Source organism: Flavobacterium soyae (assembly GCF_045348165.1).
GTDB lineage: Bacteria > Bacteroidota > Bacteroidia > Flavobacteriales > Flavobacteriaceae > Flavobacterium > Flavobacterium soyae.
Map to the genome: position 1 here is coordinate 2782201 of NZ_CP150845.1, position 22840 is coordinate 2805040.

Annotated in this window: 21 protein-coding genes; 6 read left to right on the forward strand and 15 right to left on the reverse strand. The window is 31.5% G+C overall.

Translation table 11 applies throughout. The features are described 5' to 3' along the window. Positions 1-26 precede the first annotated feature (26 nt). The 6 genes from purU to AABD74_RS11915 form a co-directional block, all read right to left on the reverse strand. On the reverse strand, positions 27-881 hold the full coding sequence (purU, locus tag AABD74_RS11890) for a formyltetrahydrofolate deformylase (RefSeq protein WP_406843006.1): 855 nt from the start codon (positions 879-881) through the stop codon (positions 27-29). Positions 882-984: 103 nt separating this feature from the next. Continuing rightward, positions 985-1704 carry a DUF4197 domain-containing protein gene (locus tag AABD74_RS11895; protein ID WP_232681356.1) on the reverse strand — a complete coding sequence of 240 codons (720 nt, stop codon included), beginning with the start codon at positions 1702-1704 and terminating at the stop codon, positions 985-987. 172 nt (positions 1705-1876) lie between these two features. Next, positions 1877-2293 carry a cytochrome c oxidase assembly factor Coa1 family protein gene (locus AABD74_RS11900; RefSeq protein WP_406843007.1) on the reverse strand — a complete coding sequence of 139 codons (417 nt, stop codon included), beginning with the start codon at positions 2291-2293 and terminating at the stop codon, positions 1877-1879. A gap of 117 nt (positions 2294-2410) precedes the next feature. Continuing rightward, entirely contained in the window at positions 2411-3280 is an 870-nt protein-coding gene (locus AABD74_RS11905) for a hypothetical protein (RefSeq protein ID WP_406843008.1), read from the reverse strand. 380 nt (positions 3281-3660) lie between these two features. Continuing rightward, entirely contained in the window at positions 3661-4002 is a 342-nt protein-coding gene (locus AABD74_RS11910; protein ID WP_232681359.1) for a hypothetical protein, read from the reverse strand. 181 nt (positions 4003-4183) lie between these two features. After that, the gene (locus AABD74_RS11915; RefSeq protein WP_232681361.1) at positions 4184-5791 is read right to left on the reverse strand and encodes a murein L,D-transpeptidase; all 1608 of its coding nucleotides are present in this window, start codon (positions 5789-5791) and stop codon (positions 4184-4186) included. A gap of 293 nt (positions 5792-6084) precedes the next feature. Here AABD74_RS11915 and AABD74_RS11920 point away from each other — a divergent pair, with 293 nt between their 5' ends. Further along, positions 6085-9525 (forward strand): methylmalonyl-CoA mutase family protein, encoded by a 3441-nt coding sequence (locus AABD74_RS11920; protein WP_406843009.1) that lies wholly within the window; start codon positions 6085-6087, stop codon positions 9523-9525. A 113-nt stretch (positions 9526-9638) separates the two neighbouring features. On the opposite strand, the gene AABD74_RS11925 is transcribed toward AABD74_RS11920, so the two are convergent. The 3 genes from AABD74_RS11925 to AABD74_RS11935 all read right to left on the reverse strand — a co-directional run bounded on the left by AABD74_RS11925 (position 9639) and on the right by AABD74_RS11935 (position 12458). Further along, on the reverse strand, positions 9639-10484 hold the full coding sequence (locus tag AABD74_RS11925) for a hypothetical protein (protein ID WP_406843010.1): 846 nt from the start codon (positions 10482-10484) through the stop codon (positions 9639-9641). Positions 10485-10632: 148 nt separating this feature from the next. Further along, on the reverse strand, positions 10633-11493 hold the full coding sequence (locus tag AABD74_RS11930; protein WP_406843011.1) for a hypothetical protein: 861 nt from the start codon (positions 11491-11493) through the stop codon (positions 10633-10635). Between the two features lie 737 nt (positions 11494-12230). Continuing rightward, on the reverse strand, positions 12231-12458 hold the full coding sequence (locus AABD74_RS11935) for a hypothetical protein (protein WP_406843012.1): 228 nt from the start codon (positions 12456-12458) through the stop codon (positions 12231-12233). Positions 12459-12661: 203 nt separating this feature from the next. On the opposite strand from AABD74_RS11935, the gene AABD74_RS11940 reads away from it, so the two are divergent. After that, a complete protein-coding gene (locus AABD74_RS11940; RefSeq protein WP_406843013.1) occupies positions 12662-13081 on the forward strand; it encodes a helix-turn-helix domain-containing protein in 420 nt (139 codons plus the stop codon). A gap of 167 nt (positions 13082-13248) precedes the next feature. After that, complete coding sequence (locus AABD74_RS11945) at positions 13249-14004, forward strand: Bro-N domain-containing protein (protein WP_406843014.1); 756 nt, start codon at positions 13249-13251, stop codon at positions 14002-14004. Between the two features lie 136 nt (positions 14005-14140). Here AABD74_RS11945 and AABD74_RS11950 read toward each other — a convergent pair whose 3' ends face one another. The 4 genes from AABD74_RS11950 to AABD74_RS11965 form a co-directional block, all read right to left on the reverse strand. Beyond that, positions 14141-14527, reverse strand: a complete 387-nt coding sequence (locus tag AABD74_RS11950) for a T9SS type A sorting domain-containing protein (protein WP_406843015.1) — start codon at positions 14525-14527, stop codon at positions 14141-14143. 371 nt (positions 14528-14898) lie between these two features. Further along, positions 14899-15300, reverse strand: a complete 402-nt coding sequence (locus AABD74_RS11955; RefSeq protein ID WP_232681373.1) for a secretion protein — start codon at positions 15298-15300, stop codon at positions 14899-14901. A gap of 428 nt (positions 15301-15728) precedes the next feature. Then, entirely contained in the window at positions 15729-16094 is a 366-nt protein-coding gene (locus tag AABD74_RS11960; protein WP_406843016.1) for a DUF3244 domain-containing protein, read from the reverse strand. A gap of 513 nt (positions 16095-16607) precedes the next feature. Beyond that, positions 16608-17009 (reverse strand): T9SS type A sorting domain-containing protein, encoded by a 402-nt coding sequence (locus AABD74_RS11965; RefSeq protein ID WP_232681377.1) that lies wholly within the window; start codon positions 17007-17009, stop codon positions 16608-16610. A gap of 449 nt (positions 17010-17458) precedes the next feature. Here AABD74_RS11965 and AABD74_RS11970 point away from each other — a divergent pair, with 449 nt between their 5' ends. From AABD74_RS11970 to AABD74_RS11980, 3 genes are all read left to right on the forward strand, one after another. Then, a complete protein-coding gene (locus AABD74_RS11970) occupies positions 17459-18331 on the forward strand; it encodes an AraC family transcriptional regulator (RefSeq protein WP_406843017.1) in 873 nt (290 codons plus the stop codon). A 398-nt stretch (positions 18332-18729) separates the two neighbouring features. After that, positions 18730-19599 (forward strand): alpha/beta hydrolase family protein, encoded by an 870-nt coding sequence (locus AABD74_RS11975; protein ID WP_232681379.1) that lies wholly within the window; start codon positions 18730-18732, stop codon positions 19597-19599. Between the two features lie 86 nt (positions 19600-19685). After that, a complete protein-coding gene (locus AABD74_RS11980) occupies positions 19686-20207 on the forward strand; it encodes a hypothetical protein (protein ID WP_406843018.1) in 522 nt (173 codons plus the stop codon). A 54-nt stretch (positions 20208-20261) separates the two neighbouring features. Here AABD74_RS11980 and AABD74_RS11985 read toward each other — a convergent pair whose 3' ends face one another. Continuing rightward, on the reverse strand, positions 20262-21230 hold the full coding sequence (locus AABD74_RS11985; RefSeq protein ID WP_406843019.1) for a hypothetical protein: 969 nt from the start codon (positions 21228-21230) through the stop codon (positions 20262-20264). A 176-nt stretch (positions 21231-21406) separates the two neighbouring features. Next, complete coding sequence (locus tag AABD74_RS11990) at positions 21407-22372, reverse strand: TerC family protein (RefSeq protein ID WP_232681382.1); 966 nt, start codon at positions 22370-22372, stop codon at positions 21407-21409. Between the last annotated feature and the right edge of the window lie 468 nt (positions 22373-22840).

A 22840-nucleotide genomic window follows, 5' to 3' on the forward strand; every position in this document is an offset into this window, starting at 1 on the left:
CGTTCTTTGTGCTTAAAAAAAAAGCATTATGAAAATACAACGGTTTTGTTACTGTAAACCATCGTTTTGCGTTCAGAATGCAATTTAATTGCCCTGGCTAAAACAATTCGTTCTAAGTCACGGCCTTTCATAATAAAATCTTCGATTGAATGAATATGAGAAACTCTTGCAATATCCTGTTCGATAATTGGTCCTTCGTCTAATTCTTCGGTAACATAATGACTTGTAGCCCCAATAATTTTTACCCCGCGTTTAAATGCCGAGTGATAAGGTTTTGCACCAGGAAATGCCGGTAAAAAAGAATGGTGAATATTGATAATTCTATTCTCGTAAAGCGAAATTAATTTTGGAGTAATAATCTGCATATAGCGAGCTAAAACGATAAAATTAATCTCGTATCTTTTTAAAAGTTCAATTTGTTTGGCTTCGCCTTCTTCTTTATTGTCTTTTGTAAAAGGCACACAGTGAAACGGAATATCAAATCGTTCTGCAATCGATCTTAAATCATTATGATTGCTGATAATAACCGGAATTTCAACGTTTAATTCCCCAGCGCTGTATCGTCCTAAAATATCAAATAAACAGTGATCATATTTAGATACAAACAATGCCATTTTTGGCTTTTGTTCCTGATTATACAAATCCCATGACATATTAAAATCGGCAGCAAGAGTTTTGTTGAAATCTTCTTTCAGGCTTTCAATCGTAATTTTCGGATTGGTAAATTCGCATTCCAATCGCATAAAAAATACATTTTGCTCCACATCAACATGCTGATCGATATAGGTAATATTTCCTTCAACTTTTGCAATAAAAGTAGTCACCGAGGCGATGATATTTTTTTGATCTTTGCAGTGAATGAGAAAGGTTATTTTTTGCATTTGGTTTTATTGGTTAATCGGTTAATCGTTGATTTGTTTAATCGTTTAATGCTAAATCGTAAATTCGATTATACAATTAAACGATTAAACAGTTAAACGGAAACTATTTTCCGTCCTGCATTGCAAAAACACTTTTTAATAAAGGTGTTGTTCTTGCACTGATATTATTACGGATTTCTTTTTCTTCTACGGCAATCATTTTAAAAACTCCTGCTAGTGCCTGATTAGTTGTATAATCAGTTAGATCAGGATTTACTTTTTTTACTAGCGGAATGGTGTTGTATTTGTTAATGATTTTTGTCCAGACAACATCGGCACCCACTTTTTGAAAAGAACTTTTAATTACCGGATTAAATTTTCCGTATAAAGCTGTTGTTGTACTTCCTTGTAAATAACTAGTTGCAGCACTGTCATTTCCTAATAAAATATTTTTAGCATCTGTAAATGACATATTTTTAACAGCCGAAACAAATATTGGTGTTGCTTCTTTTACAGCATCTTCGGCTGCGCGGTTTAAAACTTTTATTCCTTCGTCGGCCAGTGAGCCAAGACCAACTTTACGCAATGTAGCATCTACTTTTTGTAATTCTTCCGGCATTAAAATTTTTACGGCTTCATTTTTATAAAAACCATCTACAGCGGTTAATTTACTTACTTGTTCAGTAATTCCTTTGTTAAGGGCTTCTTTTAGTCCAGAAGCAATATCAACTCCGCCAACTCCCGGAATCTGAGATGATATTTGAGGTAATTGATTTAAAGTCTGTTGTACCTGCGCACATGACGTTAGAGAAAATGTAACGGCTAATAAAAAAATCTTTTTCATTTATTGGGGTTTTATTAAGGTTCAAAAATACTACTTATTCAAAAATAAAGCCACAATTTATTTAACGACTCGTAACATTTTGTTTTATTATTAACAATTATAATGTTTTAATTTAATACAAAATCAAATAGTAAAAAAACTCAGTATCTCAGCACCTTAGCATCTTTAAAAACTATTTCTTCAATAAATCTATTTCTTCTTTTGTTTTCTCAATATAAACAGACATTTGATCGTATTTCCATTTTCCTCTTTTTGTGGCAACGATAAATAGGGCAGCTTTTCCTTTAGGGCCTTTTATCGGAATTTGTAAATCGCAATTTCCGGTATTGCTGCTTGTGCTTATACTTCCAGATATCATTCCGTCAGTTTCAATTGGATTTCCTAATTTTTCGATTACAATTTTATTGTGCTGTACGGCTGTCATCGACTCTTTAAAAACATCAGAATCTTTCATCATTGATGTTACTCCAAAAAATATTCCGCCAATAAATAAAGCAAAAAGTATTACAAGGCTTAAACAGCCTGTTGGCACAAACCATTTCCAGTTTCTGTCCCACCAATTTTTTTGAGGCTGATAATCATCATTCATAGTAATAAAAGGTTAATTTTTGATTAGGTTAATTTTCTGAAAGATATTAATTTTCAGATGAAACCAAAACAAAAAAATCACCTTATAAACTATAAGATGATTTTTTGTTTTTAAGGTTTAACGATTATTAAAAGCTATCTCTTCTAAGGCCTTTGGATTACTGATTACTTTATTTACTTCTTGTTTTCTCATATTGTCATTATCCCTAATTCCAGTACTTAAAATAAGTTTTTTAGGAATAATTGGTGTTTTATCAAATATAGTAGCATATAGTAAAACTGCTTGTAAAAACCCACCATCGTTTATAAAGTGAAGTATATTTTTACCATAACGAAGATTATCTTTATTATTTTTTAAATATTTATAACCGTTTTTACCTTCATATGCATCTTTAACAGCATCACCAACCCTCAATAAACCTGCATTTTTAATAAAAGCGGCCGCTAAAATGGCATTTTTTTGTAATTCTTTATGATAATCATTATATTCTGAATTTGTATAAGCTAATGGAGACATATTTTGATAGACATATATTGCAACATCTGGACTGTTTTTATGTATTTTTTCCACGATTAATTTTAAGTTTGATCTATATTTTTCAAGATCTGTTAATGCAATTGGTGTCGATTCCTGAAGCACAACAAAATCATAATAATTTCCATCCTTATCTATATTAGAAAAAATTTGGTTCGCTTCTGTTTTATTAGTATAATAAACTTTATCAAGTGAAACTCCCATTGTTACCAATTGCTGCACATTTATATGTTTATTATTAGAATTACACAATTCCTGAAACAGTGTAGGGGCGCTTACAAAATATTCAATTTGACTATTTCCAATAAATAATATACGTGGAGGTCCTATAGCTTTTGGCGGTTTAGGTTTGCTGATTCCATCAGATATAATCCCATCATTTACTGTAGATTTATTGCATGAAATAAATAAAGCTGCTATAATAAAACTAAAAATTAAAACGTATTTTTTCATTTGCAAATGGATATAGGAATCTGCAAATCTCTATTTAATCTATGACCATATATGCCTCAAAATGATTTTAAAGTAGTATTTTAAGACAAAAAAGATGTGGGTTTTACTTCAAGTAACATGTATATATTGGTTTATAGATATAGAAAAATCAGGAAACTCTAAAGCCCAATCTTTCTGTTATTTTTTGTCTCGCAGGTCTTATTAACAAAAAAATCACCTTATAAAATTTATAAGATGATTTAATTTTTTGTTTGAGATAAGCAAATTACTAAAAAAAACATTTTTTTTCAAGCAGAGTAGGGATTGCCTGATTGCCAGAATAGCTTTTGGTTTATCGTAACAAATTTATAACTAAGATTTTTAGGGACAAAAAAGGCAGTTTAAACGTATTGTAAGCAGTAAAGGTTTGGGTTGTAAACAGGATTTATTGTTTTTAAATCTGCCAGTACTGCATGTGTATAATTTTGACCGCCAATAGCTAAATAAAATAAGGATTTAGAAAGATAAAGTGGTCTAAAAGGTATTGTATGCCAGCAATTTGCTACATTCTTAAAAAAATGTTTTACTGCATATTTCAATATCTTCTCTTCCGGACGAACAAAATAAATAGTTGAACTTTTAAATTTAGTCATCATATTAGGAAACATTACAAATTTTGCGCCTTGTTGAATTAGTAGGTTTATTTCAAAAAGTGTCAATCCTTCGATATTCTCTGTTTTCATGATAAATTGATTTTGCAATTAATATTAGTGGTAGTATTACACTGCAAAGTTGCGACAGAAATCGAAATATTTTTAGACTTAAAAGTTTTAAAATTAATAAGTTAGGTTATTTTTTAAAATGAATAATCGGAAATTTATTTAAGTAAATTTCCGATTATCTTTAGTTTATGATTTAATATAATTAGTTTGCAGCTACACCATCAACAGGAAATAAGAAATTATTTAACTCGGTATCTTTTTCATAAACATCCTGATAAAAACTAATTTCTCCGGAATCATGTACCCACGAAGTAAAATAAGTAATATAAATAGGTATTTTATTTGGCAGCTTAAATGTAGTTTCAGTTTTTCCCTCCATTGCTGTATTTATCTTATCAGTTGTCCATTCCGGATAATCTTTAAGTATTGCAATGGCTAATTCTTTGGCTTTGTTTACATTAATACAGCCATGGCTGAAAGTTCTTCTTTCAAAATCAAATAAACTTTTTGCAGGCGTATCGTGCATATAAATATCTTCAGGATTTGGGAAAATAAATTTCACTAATCCAAGAGAGTTATTAGGACCCGGTTTTTGTCTTACCAAACCGTTTACCATTTCCATATTATGATCTGCCAAATAATTAGGGTCAGCAGCTATTTTCATTTTTAATTCATTTTCAACAATACTTTGAGGAACCGTCCAGTACGGGCTGAAAACGATTTTATCAATATTTCCATTAAATATAGTGGTTTTAGTCACCGCAGATCCCACAAAAACTTTAGAGGTAAGTTCCGGTTTTCCGTTTTTTACATACACCAATTCAAAAGAAGGAATATTTACAATAATATATTCTTTGTCTTTTAGAATTTTTGGAGAAATCCAGCGGCAGCGTTCCATGTTAACCATCAAGGTATTAATCTTGTCTTTAAGCGGAATATTCATTTCTTTAATATGATCTTCAGACAAAATGTAATTTGGTTTAAACCCGTTTCTAAGTTTATATTTCATTACACCATCCATTAATTCACGATCATAAAAATTACTTTTTGAATCATGCTCTAAATCACCCAAAATAAATAATCTCGTTCTAACTTGTCCAATTGTAGGTGTATTGGCATCAGGTCGTAAATCTTTATAAGGAGATTCGGCAGCAATGGGTTTCCAGACACCGGATTTATCTATTTCTCTGTATTTTTTAAGAGCATCCTGCAATTTATAGTATTGGTTAAAAAGAAGCTCGTCATTTTTCTCTAATAATGTAGGTTCGGTCATTAAAGAATCTAACAAAGTATCATAAGATATTTCTTTTTTTGGAAGAAGCCATCCTGTTTTTTTAGCAGTTTCGGCATCCAAACCAACATACACACGATTCATGTATATAATATATGCAGTACTCAAAAGCATATCAGAATCTGTTTTTGATGGTTTATCAGTTGATCTTTTTTTAAAAATCTGATCAATTTCATATTTATAAGGAAGCTCAAAAATTAAACCTTCCTCATAAGTATCATTCAATTTGGCGTACAAGGTTTTTCCAAACTCATTGATTTTGTCATCCTCAAACCAAATTGGTTCATAAGATCTGGTTTTGTACAATGACACAACCTCGTTTTGATATTTTTTTAGATCAGAATATCTTTTAAAAAAATCAGCCAGAACTTCATTATCAACTTTTGTATCTGAATTGTTATTCTGATAAGATTTATTCAAACTTATGTTTTCTTCGGGATTACTATTATTATGCTTACTAAAAGATAATATAGTGAAACTAAGAGCTAAAATTATACTTAGTGGATATATTGTTTTCATCTTCATTTCAAATTTTACGTTAGTACTTAGACTTTAAGTTCCGGGTAAAAATTTGGGGTCTTTTCTACACTGCTAAATTACTTTAGGTTACTGATAATGAGTTGCTTTATTACATTTAGATTTTGCAAGATTGCCATGTTGTAGGTTTATATAGTATAAATCAGATGTTTATAAAATTTGTTACCCTAGTTATTAACGAAATCGATATATTTTTTAAAAACATAAAGGTTAGAGCATAAACAAATATTAAAATATTTTGTAAATTGCTCCCTTAAAATTATCATATTCATAAAATGGAACAACAAATACCATATATTCCTAAAAATAAAGTAAGAATTGTCACAGCTGCTTCGCTTTTTGACGGTCATGATGCAGCAATTAACATCATGCGTCGTATTATTCAGTCAACCGGAGTTGAGGTAATTCACCTGGGACATGACCGAAGTGTTGAAGAAGTGGTTAATACTGCCATTCAGGAAGATGCCAATGCCATTGCAATGACATCATATCAGGGCGGACATAACGAATACTTTAAATATATGTATGACTTGCTTCATGAAAAAGGAGCGGGGCATATTAAAATTTTTGGCGGCGGCGGCGGAGTAATTCTGCCAAGCGAAATTTCTGAATTACATGAATATGGAATTACCCGAATTTACGCGCCGGATGACGGCCGTTCTTTAGGACTTCAGGGAATGATTAATGATTTGGTGCAGCAGGCTGATTTTCCTATTGGAGATAAATTAAACGGAGAAATCGATCATATCGAAAATAAAGTTCCAACGGCAATTGCACGTTTAATTTCTGCAGCCGAGAATTTTCCTGAAATTGCAAAACCAGTTTTTGATAAAATTCACGAAAGCAATGCAACGTCTAAAATTCCGGTTTTAGGAATAACGGGAACGGGTGGAGCCGGAAAATCTTCCTTGGTAGACGAATTGGTTCGTCGTTTTTTAATTGATTTTCCTGAAAAAACAATCGGATTAATTTCTGTCGATCCTTCTAAGAGAAAAACCGGAGGGGCGCTTTTAGGAGATAGAATCCGTATGAATGCTATTAATAATCCTCGTGTTTATATGCGTTCGCTGGCGACACGTCAGTCGAATCTGGCTTTATCTAAATATGTTGCTGAAGCGATTCAGGTTCTGAAAGCTGCAAAATACGATTTGATTATTCTGGAAACTTCAGGAATTGGACAATCTGATACCGAAATTATGGATCATTCTGATGTTTCTTTATATGTAATGACACCCGAGTTTGGAGCGGCAACACAATTGGAAAAAATCGACATGCTTGATTTTGCCGATTTAGTGGCTTTGAATAAATTTGATAAAAGAGGCGCGCTTGATGCTTTGCGTGATGTAAAAAAACAATATCAGCGCAACCATAATTTATGGGATAAAAATCCAGATGAAATGCCGGTTTTTGGAACAATTGCTTCGCAGTTTAACGATCCTGGAATGAACACGCTTTATAAAGCAATTATGGATAAAGTGGTTGAAAAAACGAATTCTGAGTTGAAATCGACTTTTGAAATCACAAAAGAAATGAGCGAGAAAATCTTCGTGATTCCGCCACACAGAACCCGTTATTTATCTGAAATTGCAGAGAATAACAGATCTTATGATGAAATCGCACTTTCGCAGCAAAAAGTAGCGCAGAAATTATACGGGATTTTCAAAACTATAGAATCTGTTTCTGGAAAAATTCCTCAAATAAATAAAGCGGGAATTGATGATTCGACTGTTTTGCCAAGCGCAGCTCAGCCACATGACGAAAACAGAATCTTTTTAAATCTTTTACTGAATCAGTTTGATAAAGTAAAAATGGATTTAGATCCGTACAATTGGGAAATTATCCTGAATTGGGATGAAAAAGCAGCGAAGTATAAAAATCCGGTTTACTCATTTAAAGTTCGTGATAAAGAAATCAAGATTGCAACGCATTCTGAAAGTTTATCACATTTACAGATTCCGAAAATTGCTTTGCCTAAATATGAAGGTTGGGGCGATATTCTGCGTTGGAATTTACAGGAAAATGTTCCTGGAGAATTTCCTTTTGCTTCGGGATTATATCCGTTTAAACGTGAAGGCGAAGATCCGTCGAGAATGTTTGCGGGCGAGGGCGGACCAGAAAGAACCAATAAACGTTTTCATTATGTAAGTGCAGGATTGCCGGCAAAACGACTTTCGACAGCATTTGACAGTGTTACTTTATACGGAAACGATCCAGATTTGCGTCCGGATATTTACGGAAAAATTGGAAATGCCGGAGTTTCAATCTGCTGTTTAGACGATGCAAAAAAGCTGTACTCAGGTTTTGATTTGGTTCATGCTTTAACATCAGTAAGTATGACGATAAACGGGCCTGCGCCAATGCTTTTAGGTTTCTTTATGAATGCGGCAATCGATCAGCAATGCGAATTGTACATAAAAGCGAATGAATTAGAAAAAGAAGTTGAGGCAAAAATCAACAAAATATATGCTGGAAAAGGTATTGAAAGACCAAAATACCAAGGCGATTTACCGGAAGGAAATAATGGTTTAGGATTAATGCTTTTGGGCGTTACCGGAGATCAGGTTTTGCCTTTGGACGTTTATAACGAAATAAAAGTCAAAACGTTATCACAAGTTCGTGGAACGGTTCAGGCCGATATTTTAAAAGAAGATCAGGCGCAGAATACCTGTATTTTTTCAACCGAATTTGCTTTGCGATTAATGGGTGACGTTCAGGAATATTTTATTACTAAAAACGTTCGAAATTTCTATTCGGTTTCGATTTCAGGATATCATATTGCCGAGGCGGGAGCAAACCCAATTACGCAATTGGCGTTTACGCTTTCAAATGGTTTCACTTACGTGGAATATTATTTGAGCCGCGGAATGAACATCAACGATTTTGGACCAAACTTATCGTTCTTCTTCTCCAACGGTGTTGATCCAGAATATTCAGTTATTGGTCGTGTGGCGCGCAAAATTTGGGCAAAAGCCATGAAAAACAAATACGGAGCCAACGAAAGAGCACAAATGCTTAAATATCATATTCAAACTTCGGGACGTTCGTTACACGCACAGGAAATTGATTTTAACGATATTAGAACGACTTTACAAGCTTTATATGCTATTTATGATAACTGTAATTCGTTACACACTAATGCTTACGACGAAGCGATTACAACGCCAACAGAAGAATCTGTACGTCGTGCAATGGCGATTCAGTTAATTATCAATAAAGAATTAGGTTTAGCGAAAAACGAAAACCCAATTCAAGGTTCATTCATTATCGAAGAATTAACCGATTTAGTTGAAGCTGCAGTTTTACAAGAATTCGACAGAATTACAGAACGCGGCGGAGTTCTTGGCGCAATGGAAACGATGTACCAACGTTCTAAAATTCAGGAAGAAAGTTTGTATTATGAAACTTTAAAACATAACGGAGATTTCCCAATTGTGGGTGTAAATACGTTTCTGAGTTCAAAAGGTTCACCAACGGTAATTCCGGCAGAAGTTATTCGTGCTACCGAAGAAGAAAAACAATACCAAATTACAATGTTGGATAACCTGCATCAATTTCACGAAGCAAAAGTTAATGAGCATTTAAATAATTTGCAGCAAGCGGCTATTAAAAATGAAAACTTATTCGATCATTTAATGGAAGCTACAAAAGTTTGTTCTTTGGGTCAGATTACTTCGGCGTTGTTTGAAGTGGGCGGGCAGTATAGAAGGAATATGTAGAATTTTATTTCAAGTGTCCGATATTTTCGGACGCTTGTTCAATATGGAAATCCTCTCGGAAATGAGAGGATTTTATTTTAATAAAAAGTTCTCAGATCAAATAGTAAAAGTCGTTAGGCAACGAATCCTTTTTTTATAAATTTTTCTTTAAACGTAAATTTTTCAGCCACTTTAAAAGCTTCAATTATTAACCATATCCTATTGGCAATTACGCAAAAATACTTTCCAGTTCTAAATTCGGTCATTATGCCAACTAATCTATAATCAACTTCAGTTTTGCCTGTTGCAGGATTATCATAAATTAATAAAAACCACAATCCGCATCCACTTATTCCGTGAAATTGTGAAATTATTTTAGCTTTTTTACCAGTATTAACATCAGTACCTTTTCCTTTTACATTCAATATTATGTGGTCTCTTTTGTTGAACTTATAAATTTGATATGGCTTATCATTAATAGGAGGACTACCTAAAAAATATGCTGCGCCTGTATTAAAAGGTTCTCCTTCTTTAGTAACATTGATAGCGGGATAACCAAGTATGCAATAGTTTGTTCCATTCAATAAATTATTGTGATGTCGAAATTTACCTATAGTAACAGGAATGTAAACCTTTGATAAGTAAATGAACGTCTGTTTGTGAAGCTTAATGTATGCTAAATCTATACGTTCATTTTCGTCAATAATTGAATATTTTACTTCGCCACATACAGGTATAAATAATTCTTTAGCAATCTTAATTCTTAAATCTTCATGAGGATGATCTTCAAAAAAACTTGCAACGTGTGATGCTGTTATAATAAAATAATCATCATAAATTTTAGCAAAGACACCAGAGCCATATGGTTTAGGTTTACCATTTTCAATCTTTAAAAATTGAATAGTATGTTTAAATATTTTATTGTTTATTTGCTCTACAACAGCATTATCAGCTTCTTTAGTAAATATCTTTTCAGTCATTATTGTAGAATTTACTGTTTATATTTTTTAGTCCAAATCTCTTGTTAGAGCGAGCGTTATATTTGTAAACTCAAAGCTTTTATAAAGAGTTTAAAAATAAGCTAAGACACGAGCAAGACACTCGCACTTGCAGATGAAGGCAAAATAATTACCATTCAGTTTGTTCTTTCAAATAACCTACAAATAGTCTTCCTAAACTAGTTAACTCAAAGGTTGTATTTAAAAATAAATCAGTATCGTATGAACCATCTATAATTTTTGCATTCCCATTTGGATCGTAAATTAAACCTTTAGAAGTTAAAAGAAAACTGTCAATTACAAGTTCTAGTTTAAATGAAGATTTTTCGGATGTAATACTTTTTAAAGTATTTACAGTTACATTGGATATTTTATTAAAGACTTGATCAAATTCTAATTTGATAGAATTGAAAGGCTCTAAACGAGAATTCAGAGTTTTTAAATTTTCTTCAAGTGAAAGTATTAGATCGTTTTTTGAAGTAATTTCTTCAGATAACTTATTTACAGTTTCTGTTCGTTCTTTATTTATCCTATTGTTTTCTTGTTCTAAATTATGTATTTCTGAATCTTTGTCAGATATCTTTATATTTAAATTGGTAATTCTTCTTTCCAGTTTATTTTTTTCTTTTATTGTATAAATTGCTTTTTTGTCAATGGTTGTCATTATGTATGGTTCTAAAATTTTATAAAAAGAATCTGTAATCATTCTAGAAATTGCCATTAATAAAAAAGTAAGAAGTAGAATTAAGAATGAATATCCGATCACATCAATAATTTCACTCCAAAAATTTTGTTTGCCAAAATAATCAGCAATAAAATTGATTTTATCCTGTAGACTACATTCTTTTTCAAAATTAAAAATAGCATAAGGAATTCTCCAATTATGAATTAGCCAAACACTAATTATTGTCCCAATAAAAGGATTTTTAATTTTTCCATTATAATTATCTAATAGTGAAGTAATTTTATCTATCATATTTTCTTTTTTCAAACTTACATATTTATTGTAGAATAAAAAAGAAGACGAATGAAGGCAATTAATATTAAGTTGTGAAAATGCTATTTTGTTTTGCAGATGCATAATACTTGTTCTAGCAGATGCGTGCACAACATGTGGAGGTTTCCCCTGCTAGCGCGAGCGTCCCGCTCGTGAACGCAAAGAAATGCACGAGCGAGACGCTCGCGTCAGCAGAAGATTAGCATTGTCGAGTTTCTTGCGAAGATTTCTCCTCCGTCGAAATGACAATATTGTGGTTATTTTTAATAAAGTTCTATAAAAAGTTCCGAAAGAACGAAACATATTGTAGGGATGGATTTTAATCCATCATGGCAAAGAAATTCTGTAATCAAAATCCATTTGTTCGCACCAGCAAAATAATAAAACCCCATGAAGTTTGTCATTTCGACTGAAGGGAGAAATCGCACTAGAAGCTCGACAATGCAAATCGCCAATCTTTGCAGAATTACTAGTGCGATTTCTCCTCCGTCGAAATGACAATATTGTGGTTATTTTTATAGAATTATATAAAGAGTTCCGAAGGAACGAAACATATTGTAGGGATGGATTTTAATCAATCATAACGAGAAATTCCGTAATCAAAATCCATTTGCTTACACAGAAAAAAATTAGCAGAAGATTATTCAACAACAATCTCCCCAATACAACTCAAAAACTCCATTTCACTTAAAGGAAACATCTGCAAAACAGTTTCTAAAACTAAACCCACATTAATCAGCTTGATTTTTCTTTTCGGGAACATTATGGATATCATGATCGAGTGCGAGAATGCATAATTTTAGCATATCGGTAATAATGCAGCCTAATTCAAAATAATTTAAAACCTCAATTTGAGCGATATAGTTTTTAGATTCGCTATTTGCAGGTTTTAGTGTGCGAAAATGTATTGCAGCTAATTTTTTAAGTCTCTCTAAAGTTTCCATTTCATTTGTTTCCATAAGGCGTGTATTTAGGTTGTGTTAGATAATTACTTTACAATTTGGTTTTTATAAATTTATTATAAGAAAAATTGTACTTTTGTTTGGTTCGGCGAAGGAAGAAATACATTGTATTTTACCAAACCATTTCTGCTGGTATCGTACTTTACTAAATAAGTTAATTACCAAAGGAAGTTTTCACACTTAATTATTATCTTTGAATTATGAGTACATTATCAAAACCAAATCATATAGGGCGAAAAATAAGCCGTATTCGTGAACTTCGTGATATGAAACAGGAAGCTTTGGCGCAGGCTTTGGGAATAAGTCAGCAAACAATTTCGGCTATTGAAAACAGTGAAACTATTGAAGAAGACAGACTTTCTGAAATAGCAAAAGTTCTTGGTGTAACAGTTGAAGCCATTAAAAGTTTTTCAGAAGAAAGCATGATTAATTATTTTAACACTTTTAATGAAGCGGTATCAGATAGTAGTTTCGGAAGTATTCATAATAACAAATGCACTTTCAATCCATTAGATAAATTAGTAGAATCTTTTGAGGAAAATAAAAAACTTTACGAGCGTTTGCTTCAGGCAGAAAAAGAAAAAATTGAATATTTAGAGAAATTGCTAAAAGAAAAGTAATCGTATCATTCACGATTTAATATATAATATTTTAAGAGCAGTTCTATTAGAACTGCTTTTCTGTTTAAATTTGTCTTTAGAACAAATACTTAAAAATTATTATTAAGCGCTTAATTAATTTATATGTTTTTTCTTACTTTTATAAATAGTCAAAAATGTAAATAATAATGAAACAGGAAGGTGCGATTCAGATATTTGAAGAAAAAAAAGTGAGAACGATTTGGAATCAGGATGAGGAAAAATGGTATTTTTCTATTGTTGATATAATTACTGTATTGACAGAAAGTAAAGATTCAGGTGCGTATTGGCGGAAATTAAAACAACGCCTAAAAGAAGAAGGAAATGAAACCGTGACGAATTGTCACAGTTTGAAACTCGAAGCTGCAGATGGTAAAATGAGATTAACAGATGTAGCAGATACAGAACAACTATTTCGTTTAATACAATCTATTCCATCACCTAAAGCAGAACCGTTTAAGTTATGGCTGGCGCAAATTGCAGCAGAACGACTGGATGAGATGCAGGATCCAGAAATTACAATTGATAGGGCTTTAGAACAATACATGCAGTTAGGTTATTCTGAAAGTTGGATTAATCAACGGTTAAAAAGCATAGAGATTCGTAATGAACTAACTAAGGAGTGGAAAAACAGAGGTGTTAAAGAAGGTTTACAATTTGCCATCTTAACGGATATTATTTCAAAAACCTGGTCAGGAAAAACAACCAAAGATTATAAAATTCTTAAGGGACTAAAAAAAGAAAACCTAAGGGATAATATGAGTAATACTGAGTTGATTTTGAATATGCTTGCAGAAGCATCGACTACAGATATTTCGAGTGTTGTTAAACCCAAAGATTTTGATAAAAGTATGGAAGTAGCCCAACAAGGGGAAATGTTGCAAAAGTTACCCTTAACGAATTAGAATCTAAAACAGGAAAAAAAATCGTTACATCGCTAAATGCTAAAGATCTATTAAAACAGCAAATAGAAGAAAAATAAAAAAAGCAGCTCCATCTTATAGAGCTGCTTTCATTTTTTTTGTGGGGCAAAAAAAGTGGTTAACGACGAAATCCAGGACTTTCGTTTACTGATTTGTCTAACTTAACAGTTTTTGCCTTTTTTGCAACAACTTTAATTTCGTGTTTAGCAACTTTGTCGTTTGCTTTAACTTCTAACACATAAGTTCCGGCTGGTAATCCTTCTAAACTTATTGTTTTTGAAACTTCTAATTTGTTTGCTGCAGAATCTCCCGCATAAAGTAAATTATGATTTACGTCGTAGATAGAAAAAGATGATTTTTCAACTGTGTTTAAGGTAAAGCTAACTACTTTTCCGTTTCCAGTTTGAATGTTTAAAATAAAATCGCCTTTTCCATCAATGGCGTAAGAAAATAGAGTTGCAAAAAAGAAGGCTGCAACTAGCCCGGCTTTGGTAAATTTCGTCATGTTTTTTTAAAGTTATATTACTAAAAGTGGAACGGTCAAAACTACAAATAGAAATTTAATTTTTAGCAAAAAAATCACCTTTTTTGAGGTATAAAATGCTGAATTCAAACTGTTTCTGTGTTTTGTCTGCGCTATGTACGTAAATACGGGGCTTGCGGTTTTAAAAAAGTTGATTTTTTTTAATGCAGTAAAAACCAGGTATATACATTTATTAAGAATAATTTTTCAAAAAAAAATGAAAATTGAAATTTTGAAAAAAAATGGCATAAAAAAAACAGCTCAATAACCACAAAGAGCTGTTTCTAAAACTTGCGTTTTTAACTTTACTAACTATCTAACCTTATTTTATACTTATGAGAAGTATAACTTTTTTAGCGCACTGCTACGCTTGTATTTTTATCAGAAACTGTTTTGTAAACAGATGAAACTGCTTTTGCAGATAATACAGTTGTATCGTCTGTAATTGTAATTTCATGTCTCACTTTTTTTACATTGTCCTCAGCTTCTAAGAAGTAAGTTCCCTCAGGAAATTCTTCCAAGCTAAAGGTTCTTAATATTCCATCTTTACCTGAAGCAGTTTCAGAATAAATTAGATTTCCGTCTTTGTCGTAAATTGCCAGGGTAGCTCTCTGCAATTTATTAATTGCAAATGAGATAAGCTTTCCGTTAGCTTTTATTACATGAAGATTAAAGTCTTCATTTCCATCAATTGCATATGTACTTCCTGTAAAAAGTACTGCACATACTAAACTCAATTTTAAAATCTTTTTCATAACTGTTAGTTTTAAATTATTAGTTTAATTCTCTGATGTAAAATTACTACAGAAGTGCTTGGATTTTAACAACTCTATTTTCTGATTTCGATGCTGTATTCTCATTTACGAAACCGTTATAGGTTAAAATTTAAATTATTTTTATAGTTTTTGTTAATTCAGTTATTATTTTTCAATGAATTTGCAAAACTTTGATTTTACCTTTTTCTTACATTTTATTAATAATAAGAGTTTAGAAAATACTTGTTTGTAAACCTGGTTTTACCAAAAAGTAAAGAGCAAAAAAAAACAGCTCAATAACCACAAAGAGCTGTTTCTAAAACTTGCGTTTTTAAACTTTACTAACTATCTAACCTCATTCTTATACTGTATGCGAGTATAAATTTTTCAGTGCATTCCTGCACTTGTATTTTTTTGCAGGGATCTGCTTAATAAACTGTTGTAAGGGCTTTTGAAGACAAAACAGTAGATTCACTTGTAACCGTGATTTCGTGTCTGGCTTTTTTGAAGTTGTCTTCAATTTCTAAGAAATAAGTTCCGGCTGGAAATTCTTCTAAACTAAAAGTTCTTAAGATTCCGTCTTTACCAGAAGCATTTTCAGAATAAATTAAATTATTGTTTTTATCATAAATACTAATACTTGCCTTTTTAGTCTGATTTAAAGCAAAAGTGATTACTTTTCCATTAGCTCTTAATACATGGAGATTAAAAGCGTTGTTTCCGTCAATTGCATAAGTACTTAATCCTGATAAAAGTACTGCACATACTAAACTCAATTTTAAATTCTTTTTCATACTATTTGTTTTTGATGTTATTATCTCTAATTCTCTGATGTAAAATTACTTCAGTTGTATCTATTTTTTATCAACTCTATTTTCCAATTTCGATGCTGTATTCTCATTTACGAAACCGTTATAGGTTAAAATTTGAATTATTTTAGGTGTTTTTGTTAATTTGGTTGTTATTTTTCAATGTTTTTACAGAATGCTGTTTTGGGATTTTTATATCTATTATATATAAGTATAAATGTTAAGCTATTGTAGAAACCCTAATTCTTAATATAATTTAAATATAAATGCAATCTAAAACATTGCCAGCGGTTTCAACCGCCGGGATGTAATATATAATCTCAATAAAAAATCTGCCAAATCTGCAGAATCTGCGTGAAACTAAATTAAGTACGTTCAAAAAAGTAAAGAGCAAAAAAAAACAGCCCAATAACCACAAAGAGCTGTTTTTAAAACTTGCGTTTTTAACTTTACTAACTATCTAACCTTAGTTTTATACTTATGAGAAGTATAACTTGTTTAGCGTACTGCTACGCTGGTATTTTTATCTGAAATTGTTTTGTAAACAGATGAAATTGCTTTTGAAGATAAACTAGCAATCTCGTTATTTACAGTAATTTCATATCTAACTTTTTTGGCATTGTCTTCAACTTCTAAGAAGTAAGTTCCATCAGGAAAATCTTGTAAGCTGAAAGTTCTTAAAATTCCATCTTTTCCAGAAGCATTTTCAGAATAGAATAAAGTACCTTCTTTATCGTATATAGCTAATTTTGCTTTTTGTGTTTGGTTAAGACCGAAAGTGATCATTTTTCCGTTTTTCAATACATGAAGATTAAAGTCCTCATTTCCATCAATTGCATAAGTACTAATTCCTGATAAAAGTACTGCACACACTAAACTTAATTTTACAATCTTATTCATAGTATCTGTTTTTAAAATTATTATCTCTAATTCTCTGATGTAAAATTACTTCAGCTGTTCAATATTTATATCAACTCTATTTTCCAATTTATGTGCTATATTCTCATTTACGAAACCGTTATAGGTTAAAATTTGAATTATTTTAGGTATTTTGGTTAATTACATTGTTATTTTTCAATGTTTTGTAAATGTTAACATTTTTAAAAAATTCCAATATTCTTACAGAAATAATGAGTGTCTATAAAAATGATTGAATAAATACGATATCTTAAAAAAAACTGTAATAAAAATATGGGGTGTTTAAAAAAAGATGTTTTGGGGATAATTTGTTAGATTATCTTTTTGTTATTTTAATGAAAAATTCTTATTTACGAAACCGTTATAGGTTAAAATTTAAATTATTTTAGGTGTTTTTGTTAAATTTGCTATTATTTTTTAAAGAAATTATCATGAAGACAATCGCCCCAGCTCTTGAAGTGATAACTAACTCATACGGAAGTTCTTTTACCTACACTAAACACGCCGAAAAGACCAATAGCAAAGCTCATTTATGGCATTATCATCCAGAGATTGAGTTGGTTTATATTAACGGCGGGGCAGGAAAAAGACAAATAGGAAGCCATGTTTCCTATTATACAAATGGTAGTTTGATTTTGATAGGGTCTAATTTGCCGCATTGCGGCTTTACGAATGAGCAAACGGGAAACGTAAACGAAACGGTTATTCATATTAAACCTGAGTTTTTAGGGAATGGCTTTTTTGGAGTACCGGAAATGAAAAAAATTCAAAATGTTTTAAGTCAGTCGAAAGGCGGAATCGCTTTTGGCGGAGAAACTAAAAAACATATTGGAAAAAAAATCGAAGCAATGGAAGACCAGCTTCCGTTTGAACGTTTGCTGACACTTTTAAGTATTCTGGATGAATTAGATTCGTCTGAAGAATATACAATGCTCAATGCAGATGGCTTTGCAATGGAACTGCAGACTCAGGATAACGATCGTATGAATGTGGTTTTTAATTTTGTTAAAGATAATTTTCAGCAGTCTATCGCTATAGATGAAGTTTCGAATTTAGTGAGTATGACAACGCCTTCGTTTTGCAGATATTTTAAAAAGATTTCCAATAAAACTTTTACTGAGTTTGTAAACGAATACAGATTGGTGCACGCCTCAAAACTTTTGGCCGAAAAACCTATAAGTATAAATGAGGTTTGTTACGAAAGCGGTTTTAATAATTTCAGCCACTTTAGTAAATCGTTTAAACAATATACAGGTAAAAGTGCCTCGCAATACCGCCACGAACATAAGATTATTATTAGTTAGTGTTTTTTGCCACGAATTACACGAATTAGTTTGTAAAATAATAGGGGTTTTAGCCACAGATTACACAGATTAAAATGATTTTTTTTTAGTTGCCACGAATTACACCAATTTCCACGAATTAGTTTGTGAAGAATGTTTGATATTTTTGCCACAGATTAAAGTATTAAAATGATTTTAGAATCCGTTTATAAGCCATATTGAAAATAAATTCGTGGAAATTTGTGTAATTCGTGGCAGATCATTCTTTAAGAGAAAATCTCCAGAATCCTTTTAATCTGTGGCAGTAAAAAATAACAAATACATAATCCGATTAGTATAAAAGCTGGTCGGATTTTTCATTTAGTTTGTTCAGAAAAAAGGTATATTTACATTCCTTTAATCGAAAAAAAACTATCAAAATGAAGAACCTTAAAATTTTAGTATTCCTTGTTTTTCTGTGTATTTCGTCAATGTCATACGCCGCAAAAGTAGATACTCTACAAATTGCAAGTGCAGCCATGAACAAAACCTACAAAGCGGCTGTAGTTTTACCAAATTCGTATACAAAAAGTAAATCGACGTTTCCGGTAATGTATTTGTTACACGGAGCGTACGGACATTTTAGTGACTGGTTAAAAAATACTCCAAATAAAAAACTGGTTCAGAGTTTATCAGATCAATATAATTTAATCATCGTAATGCCCGAAGGCGAAACTTTTAGTTTTTATCTGGACAGTCCTGTAAATAAAGGAAGCCAGTTTGAAACTTTTATTACACAGGAAGTAATTCAAAAAGTAGATAAAACTTATAGAACCATTAGCAATAAAAGCGGAAGGGTTATTACCGGACTTTCGATGGGCGGACACGGTGCTTTATATCTTTCTGCCAGACATCCTGATTTGTTTTGCGCTGCCGGAAGTATGAGCGGAGCAGTAGATATGAGTACAATGCTTAATCGTGAATCTTCGGCGCAGGTAGTAAAATTAATGCAGCCTGTTTTTGGGGACAGAAGCGACAATTCTGAATTATACGCACAGCATGCCGTTATGGGAATGCTTGATAAATTAAAAGAAAACAAACTGCCTTTAATTATTGACTGCGGAGTAGATGATTTCCTTATAGAACCAAATAGAGAATTACATCGCCGATTAGTTTATAATAAGGTTGAACACGATTATACTGAACGTCCCGGCGCACATACTTGGGAATATTGGGAAAATTCCTTACCTTACCATGTATTATTTTTTAGCAAGATCTTGTTTAAGAATCAGGTTGTTGTGAAAAAATAATGCAAAATTTCATTTCAAAACCCATTTAACAAAATTTTTGGTTTGGTTTTTGGAATGCTTTTATAAACTTAAAAAAAATATATATTATGAAAAAGATACTTACGTTATTCGCTGTTGTTGGGTTATTTGCATTTACGGGTTGTGAAGGACCGGAAGGGCCTCCGGGAGAAGATGCTCCACTTGCTCCAGTTATTGATGTCAATAATGTTAATTTTGCTTTGAATGGAGATGGAGAAGTTATAGATTTTGGTTTTACTCTTTTTCCTGGCGATGTAGTTTTAGCTTACAGAGCGACTGGAGTAGCAACAAATGGAGGAACCATTTGGACTCAAATTCCAGAATCACATTATTACGACGATGGTACTTTATTTTTTACTTATAAATTTAATTTTACCAGAGTGGATTTTGAACTATATTTAGAAGGCTTCGAATTAAATACTGTACCAACTGATATGAGAACTAATCAAAAATTTCGTATTGTAGTTGTTCCGGGTGCAAATCCTGCAATTAGTAACAAATCAGTTAATAAAGAGAATTATTCGGATTACAATGCTGTCATTAAAAAATATAACATTGATGATAGTAAGGTTAAAACAATTAATTTATAATTGAATAAAAAAAGGAAATCGAAAGATTTCCTTTTTTTATGATCGTAAATTAACTTAGCGACGACCACCACTACTATTAATCGAAGGGTCGAAAGGTAATTCTTTTATAGTTACGGTTGAAAGAACCATTGTGTAATTGCTTTTGGGTACTTCTATTGATCTGTCTTCTCCTAATTTTGGCACCAAAGATATAATTAATGCATTTTTTTCTTCTGTAGGTGAAAATTTATATGTTATAATTCGGTCTTTTATAATGTTGTCTTCAAGTGTGTATGACTTTGTATAATTTACTAAAGAAGCAATCCTGATAATATCATTTTCGCATGTCTTTTCAATAGTTGATAATAAAGGGGAGTCACTTAAATGAACATTTACTGTTGGAAAGCCTTCACTTTGTTTGTTTTCTACTAATTTACGGTTGTCATTAAAAAATGTTTTTAAAGAAATTTCGTAAGTAATATTTGGCTTGAATTTATATTCGATAGACATTGCGGAAGATTTTGCGAGATTATCATTAATGATAATGTTGTTTCTTGGAGTTAGGCCTTTATTGTTTTTATTACTGGTTTGAAGTATTAAAGAATTATAATAATAGTTATGATAAGGTTTACCATAACCTCTAATTAAATATTGATTTGTAACAGGGTTGTAGGGATAAGGATTATAACCGTATACACCATAATTTGTATAATACGTTCCGGAAGAATTAGAATAAATATCGACTGTGCAACCACTATTAGTTTTGTTGGCTATCCCATATGAAAAATCAAAAACCATTGTTCCGTCTGAAAGCTTATTGGTTGTTTTTTTATTGTCAATTCTTTTTTCAGGAATGTCATATATAAATATAGGTTTTTTTGGTTTTGAGCCATCAGTAATTTCTGCTTCATATAAAATATCTCCATTAATAATGTAGGTTTGGGTAGGATTTTTACCAGATTGGCTTTTTGATGATAATTCTTCTTTATTATCACATCCTGTAATAATGAAAGTAAGTAACAAATAATAATAAAATTTTCTCATGATAAAATATTTAAAGGTTTATAATGAGATAAATGTATTTATAAAATATGTAATATCTTATTTTTAAAAGTTAAAATATAATATTTATCTTATGATTTTATAATTACATCAAAAAGAAATAAAAAAAGGAAATCGAAAGATTTCCTTTTTTTATGAATATATGTTTTGAAATATTATTACAAATCAGAATCAGTAAGTTCTTTTTCTTTTCCGAATTTAAGCGAAACCAAAATTCCAACTAAAAGCGAAAGCGCAATAAATCCTAACGAAGCCCATTCTGGAACGTGAACCCATTCGTGTAAAAGCATTTTTAAACCAACAAATGCTAAAATAGCTACTAAGCTGTATTCTAAAAAGCTGAATTTTGCCAGCATATTGGCCAGGAAGAAATACATAGAACGTAAACCCAGAATGGCAAAAATATTAGAACTAAATACTAAAAAAGGATCTGAGGTAATGGCTAAAATTGCCGGAACGCTGTCAACGGCAAATAAAACGTCCATAACTTCGATTACTATTAAAGCAACAAAAAGCGGGGTAGCGGCCTTTTTTCCTTTTTCGGTTAAGATGAAAAATTTCTCATGATCCGTATGTGAAGTAATCGGAATAATTTTTCCTAAGGTTTTGTATACAAAAGAATCTTTAGGATTGAAATCTTCTTCTTCTCCTGAAAACAACATTTTTATAGCAGTAAATACTAAGAACGCTCCAAAAACATAAGTTGTCCAGCTAAATTTATTAATCAGCATTACGCCAAAGAATATCATTAAACCACGAAAAACAATTGCACCCAAAATTCCCCAGAATAAAACACGGTGCTGGTACTTTTGCGGAATTTTAAAAGAGGCGAAAATAATTGCAATTACAAATATGTTGTCAACGCTTAAAGATAATTCGATTAAATAACCTGTAATAAACTTCATCGAAGCCACAGCAGGTTTTAATTCGTCGGGATTTGCAATATAATCTGTAGTGTAAAGCCAGTAGATAACGCCTGAAAACAAAAAGGATAAAGTAACCCAGATCAATGTCCATTTACTGGCTTCTTTGGTGCTGATAATATGCGGTGTTTTGTTGAATACGCCTAAATCTAAAGCAAGAATAAAAACTACGGCCAGTAAAAAGAGAGTCCAAACTATCATGATGGTTTTTTTAAATGAATTACAAAGATAAGTTTTGAAGTTTAAATTAAAAAGTAATTATAAGAAAGGTACTTTTAAATTTAATTAATCTTATTAGATGTAAGAGGTAAAAGTTAGAAGGTTCTCGACTTCGCTCGAACTGACAGTTGTTGTTTGTTAGAACTTTGTCAAAATTTTAAACTTTGACAAAGTTTTGGATAAAGATTTTTAACGCAATCTTGTCATTGGAGGAACGAGGAATCGCACTAGTAATTCCGCAAAGAAAGTCGCCAATCTTTGTAGAGTTTTTGTGCGATTCCTCGTTCCTCAGGAATGACAAAACTGTGTGTTTATTGAAAATGATAAAAAAATCTGTTTAAACCAGCGTCATCTGTGTGCCGTTATATGCACCTTAGTTTTAGTGCGGCTGCTTCGTTCCTCCGCAATGACAAACAAGGATATAAAAAAAGTGCCAACAATTACGATGGC